The sequence below is a fragment of the Novosphingobium sp. FKTRR1 genome (genome assembly GCF_020404405.1).
Lineage (GTDB): Bacteria > Pseudomonadota > Alphaproteobacteria > Sphingomonadales > Sphingomonadaceae > Novosphingobium.
Genome location: NZ_JAIZDA010000073.1, coordinates 1 through 5073, shown reverse-complemented (window position 1 = coordinate 5073; position 5073 = coordinate 1). Strand labels below are relative to the sequence as shown.

Sequence of the window (5073 nt, the reverse complement as noted above, 5' to 3'; positions counted from 1 at the left end):
CCCGTCCCTTTCGGGATTTCAGACCTTGTGAGGCCCGAGGTTAGTCCGGCGAGCAGAGGCATTCTCAACTTACCTCATCATCACTGATACTCCATTTCAGCGCCGCAACGGCGCACTGTCCTTGTAGGCGAACACGTATCCATCGCGGGCACGTGGGTTCCAGCGGATAAGGCAGATGATGGCAAAGGGCGGGCGCTCGCCCTCCGGCCCATAGTTCTGGCACGCCGCGTAGTAGGCGCCGGAACGGACCGTGGACTTGAGGACGCGCAAGCCTTCGGTCCGACCCGCCGCCGCGTCAGGCGCATAGGTGCACTGGTCGTCGAGATAGGCCTTGGGAGTGGCATGGGGCGCCATGCCGCGCAGGGTCATCGAGAGCCATCCCATCGGGATCTCCTGTGTCGGGAGGAAAGGGGCCGGCTGCGGGGCCGGAGCCGCGAAGAAGGGTTCAGCCTGCGATTGCGCCAGGCGCAGTCGTGTCGGACGTCGGGACGTCCGCCTCCGGCAGGAGGACAAGCTCCTTGCGGGACATCGACCAGGACAGACGCAAGGTCCGTCCAGCGGGAATGCGCCAGGCAATGCGATCGGCAAAGACCATGCGGATCACCGCGAGCGTCGCCGCATCGTCATCTTCGAGCATGGCGTGGGCGCGCGCGGCGGCCTCGTAGCGGAACCGCGTTTCCTGGGTATCGTAGCTGTCCGCATCGGAATCGTCAGAAGGGCTGAAGACGGCATCGATGATGTAATCCGTGAGATCGCCGGGATCGAGCCGCGAACGTTGCGTGAGCGCGATCCGCACCGTGTCGACGTCCGTCCAGCTGCCATCGCCCTCCAGGAGCGCAAGATCTGTCGGCAGGTCGAGGCCGCCACCGAACTGATCGCTGAGTTCCAGCGTGATGGTCTCGGGCCGCAAGGTGCCGGGATCGCTCCCGAGTGGGGTATCGGTGCCATCGGCCTCGCAGAAGCGCTCGCCTGTGCGCACGTAGCAATTCAGGCGGTCGTACCAGCTGTAGCCGATGAATTGATTGATCGGCGTGTAGAATATCAGCGGCGTGGCCGCATCGAAGTGATGCATTTCTCCATGCCGGCCGTTCCGGGAGAACTGAAGGGCGCGAGCAAATGTCACGGAATCGAGCGCATCCGTGTCGTCGTAGAGGGCTGCGTCCGCAGCAATGGCCGTGAAGCCGGGAAGATCGCGGTAGCTGTCACGCGCCAGAGACGGCGTCCACGCCGGCAACTGCGCAATCGCCTCGGGAAAGGCGTCGCAGAACAGGTTGGCCTCGAGCCAGGAGGCATGGCTGAGACGGTGGAAGGGTTCAGCGAGGATCGTCTGATAGATGGCCTCCCGGCACAGGGTTTTGAGCCGCGTCAGCGCGGCGTTGTGGTAGATTTCCTTGCGCGCCGGCAGGACCAGAACGAGATCGCGCGCATCGACGACGTCGACATGCACGCTCCACTGCGCGTGGTGGATTTCCTTCACCTGAGGCAAGACGTGCCGGAGCGTCACGCCGTGGAAATTGACCGTGTCGGCTGCGGACGACGTGCGGTTGCGATAGACGCCGAGGCGATACCCCTCGCGCTCCACGATCCTGTGCGCGCCTGCGAGGAAATCCACCCGCTTCAGTTCCTCGCCGTTGAACGTGACGGGTAGAGGAAAATGGCGCGCGGCGCTTTCGAGACAACGCTCGAGCTTGCCGTCGCGCTGTGGTGGGACATGGAACGCGATGCTGGTCCCGCGAGGTCCGTCCCAGGGCAGCACCGCGATATCGGCTTCGCCGGTCCAGGCATCGCCGGCGATCGCGAGGGCGAAGGACGCGTGCGCGCTGACCGAACGCACGAGCGTGTCGAGCCCGGCCAGGCTGAAGAAACCCATGCCGGCGGGATCTTCGCGCGCGCGGCAAGCCTCCGACCAGTCCGACTGGCCGAGCGAGACGAGATCGGCCGGATCGGCGATACCTGCGCCATCGTCGGTAACGGTGACGATGCAGGCATCCTCGAGGTGTTCCGCGGTCACTGCAACCGTGGTCGCGCCGGCGCGGCGCGCGTTCTGGAACAGCTCGTTGAAGATGTCGCCGAGCGTTCCGTTGAAGATACGGGTAACCTTGGTGATCGCCTCGGGCGAAACCCGGGCACGCAATGTCGCAGGAAGGGGCATGGACGGATGTCCTTCGGTGATCACGCGCCCGCGGACGTGCGCATGGTGCGTCGGTAAACGCGTTGGAAAGCCACAGCGGCTCGCAGCGCGATTGAAGCTGCGGTCACTCGGTCGGGCAGACCCGATCGAACGCGGGATCGATGGCAAAACCAAAGGCTCGGGCCAGCGAGATGGCGGTGCGCACGTCATCCTCGTCGAAGCCGAGCGGCGCCACGAGGTCGGTCAGCGTCACGGCGCCGGCATCGGCAATCTTGTGGAGGTGGCCCGCTTCAGCCGTGACCGCCACCGGCCAGGCCCAGGCAAGGCCGACCACGCCTTCACCGAGGACGATCAACGTGTGGCCTTTGTCGATGGCTTCATCGACCTGGCAGGCGTCGTAGGCGTTGCCCGTGGTGTCGAGGACATGCGCTCGGTGGGTTCGGAACGCGAAACGCTCGGAATCGGTCAGCATGGGTGCTTCCCTTCAATGAAGCGCCCCGACCGCCTTAAGGTGGCCGGGGCGTCTGGTGGATCAGGGGATGGGAGGTGTCAGGCGTTGCCCGCGGGCGGGAAGGCATCGGCCCGCCGCCGGGCACGCGGCCGCGACCAGACGACGTTGTAGCTGCCATCGTCCTGCTTGAACGCGCTGATCGGCAGCGGCCGCGTCAGCGAGGGATCGTCGATGCGTCCCTGCAGGTAGCATTCGCCGGTCTCGAGCGCCGCCTTCTCCCACAAGGCGCCGACCTGCACGAAAGCGCCGCCGGTGTTGCGGGTGAGGATTTCGAAGCGGGGGGCCTTGTCGTTGCGCGATTCAACCTCGCGCAGCGCGAAGGTCATGGCGACCATGACGGTCGCGAGCGAGCCGCTCAGGTGACCCTGCGCATTGCTCTGGATGGTGCCGATGTTCATTGCCTGGTGCTCCTTGGCAAAGACCCCGTCTTGCTGCTCGGGGGTCGTGGGGGTGATGGCCTGGGGCATCCCTGCCCCGGCCGACCGCCCCCTTCCCGCTTCCCTCCCGCCGCTGGGGTCTTGGCCGCCTGAGTTTCAGGATCGCTGCAGGCATCAATGCACGGTCGCACCAGACTGTTCGTGGATGCAGGCGATGCGCAGGTCCGCCCGCGCCGCGTGGTCGGGATATCCGGCGCGCAGGTTGGCATGCAGGCGGGCGAACAGGTCGAGGGCGAAGGTGCCGTCGGCGGCCGGGCGGCTCGTGATGAGGGCGCGCTCGATCGCTTCGCGCGAGGGCGAGTGCGGACAGATCGCCGTCCACGTGCCATCGGGCGCATAGTCGTAGGGCGCCGGCATCATCGCATCGAGCCAGTGTGCTAGACCGTTTTCGGCCATCGCCTCGTAGGCATCGTCGTGGAGTGCGGCATCCGCAGGACATCGCAGGCGCACGGTATAATAAGTCCCGAAATCGTGGGGGTTGCCGACAACCTCAAGGGCATAATCTTCGGGCGGAACGCCCAGCACCGCGACAAGCGCGGCGCGGTAAGCAAGCGCCTCCTGACGGCTGCGCGCCGGCGCATCGGGATCGCGGCCCACTTGCGCGCAAGGTTCATCGAACGGCGTTCCCGAAAGATCGATGGTGCGGGTCATGTTGGGATCTCCTCGCGCGAGCAAGGCGCAGGCGCGTTCAGTATTCGCACGGTTGCAGGACGGTCAGGACCCGGATCGTGACCGAGGCATCCCAGGGGGCGTCCGATCCGAACGAGAAGCTGCCGTCGTCGGCGTAAGCGTCGATCTTCCAATAGAGGCGTTCACCGAGAAAGGTGACGACCCCGAAATCGCGTTCGCCGTAGGGATCGTCACCCGGATCGATCGACGCGTCGGCGATCTGCCGCATGAGCCGCTCCTGGTTGATCATGACCCGCGCCGTGCGCGCAGGCTCCTCGGTCTGCCCTTCGGCAAGCAGTTCGACGACGCCGCGCGTGAACAGGATACGCGCGCTCCGCGCCTTGCCCTGGCGGGTTTCGTCGTTGAGGCGCGCGATCTGTTCGGTGCGTTCGCGCTGGACCTGGTCAGGGTCCGCTGGAGGAAGAGGATTGCTGGACATGGGTGATCTCCCGATGGGTTCACACACTCTCGCCCCCTCCCCTCCCGGACACTGGGCAGTGGTCGGAACGTCAATGCCGCTTGCGATAGACGCCTTCGCCATTCGACATGTGGCCAAGGCACACGTACGCGCCGAACAGATCATCAAAGCGCCCGGCAATGCTGCCGAGCCAGTGCTGCGCCAGCTCATGGAGGGGACGGCGCAGATCGGCTTCGTGATACGGGCTGTCGTCGCGCTCGACGATCCATACCGCGGCAAGGCCGCCGTAGATCGACAGGCCGAAATCGGCGTAGCCGTTGCGCAGCAGGATCCGGTCCTCGCGCCCGCGCCAGCCATCGTGCGGTTCCAGCGAGGGAAATGCCCGGCGGGCTTGCGCGATCAGATCGTCGCGCAGCCATTCGAGGGCGAATTCCCACTCGTCTTCATCGTCAATTGCGAGCCCCTGATAGGCGACCAGCGCACCGGACGGGTAGCTGACGGAGCGTCCCATGGTTCCCTCCGTCAGGCCGCGAGCGCGATGTCGGATGCCGCGTCGGGATTGGCACTGTCCGTATCGTCCGATGGCACATCGGCCGCACGGCCGCCGAGCCGCAACAGCATGCTCGCCGCTTCCTCCGCCTTGGCAGCAGCGGTGAGGATTGCGCGATCGTCCTGCCGGAGGACGGTCAGCCAGTGATCGATATAGCTGGCATGGTGATCGAGATGCTTGACCGGCAAGCCGAGTTCCGCACCCAGCATGGCGCTGGATAATTCGGCTACATATCCTGACAGTCCAGCCCTAATGTGACTTCCACCGCAAATTTTCGGGGCGCGGATCATGCGGCGATCTCCTCAGGCTGGGGCTGCTGGGCGTGCATCCAGTCGGCGGCCGCCTGCGCCTTGCTGG

The 5073-nt window shown here is 65.6% G+C and carries 8 protein-coding genes; all 8 read right to left on the bottom strand.

Features of this window, described 5'->3' with window-relative positions:
• Window positions 1-96: 96 nt before the first annotated feature.
• Complete coding sequence (locus tag LDN95_RS22800) at window positions 97-384, bottom strand: hypothetical protein (protein WP_226019795.1); 288 nt, start codon at window positions 382-384, stop codon at window positions 97-99.
• A 61-nt stretch (window positions 385-445) separates the two neighbouring features.
• Entirely contained in the window at window positions 446-2152 is a 1707-nt protein-coding gene (locus LDN95_RS22795) for an ATP-binding protein (RefSeq protein ID WP_226019794.1), read from the bottom strand.
• Between the two features lie 103 nt (window positions 2153-2255).
• Window positions 2256-2603 carry a hypothetical protein gene (locus LDN95_RS22790; protein ID WP_226019793.1) on the bottom strand — a complete coding sequence of 116 codons (348 nt, stop codon included), beginning with the start codon at window positions 2601-2603 and terminating at the stop codon, window positions 2256-2258.
• 77 nt (window positions 2604-2680) lie between these two features.
• On the bottom strand, window positions 2681-3040 hold the full coding sequence (locus LDN95_RS22785; protein ID WP_226019792.1) for a DUF736 domain-containing protein: 360 nt from the start codon (window positions 3038-3040) through the stop codon (window positions 2681-2683).
• A 153-nt stretch (window positions 3041-3193) separates the two neighbouring features.
• A complete protein-coding gene (locus tag LDN95_RS22780) occupies window positions 3194-3730 on the bottom strand; it encodes a hypothetical protein (RefSeq protein WP_226019791.1) in 537 nt (178 codons plus the stop codon).
• 37 nt (window positions 3731-3767) lie between these two features.
• A complete protein-coding gene (locus tag LDN95_RS22775; protein ID WP_226019790.1) occupies window positions 3768-4187 on the bottom strand; it encodes a DUF3768 domain-containing protein in 420 nt (139 codons plus the stop codon).
• 70 nt (window positions 4188-4257) lie between these two features.
• Window positions 4258-4677, bottom strand: coding sequence for a hypothetical protein (locus LDN95_RS22770; RefSeq protein WP_226019789.1), 420 nt, complete (start codon window positions 4675-4677; stop codon window positions 4258-4260).
• Window positions 4678-4688: 11 nt separating this feature from the next.
• Complete coding sequence (locus tag LDN95_RS22765; protein ID WP_226019788.1) at window positions 4689-5006, bottom strand: zincin-like metallopeptidase domain-containing protein; 318 nt, start codon at window positions 5004-5006, stop codon at window positions 4689-4691.
• Window positions 5007-5073: the final 67 nt, after the last annotated feature.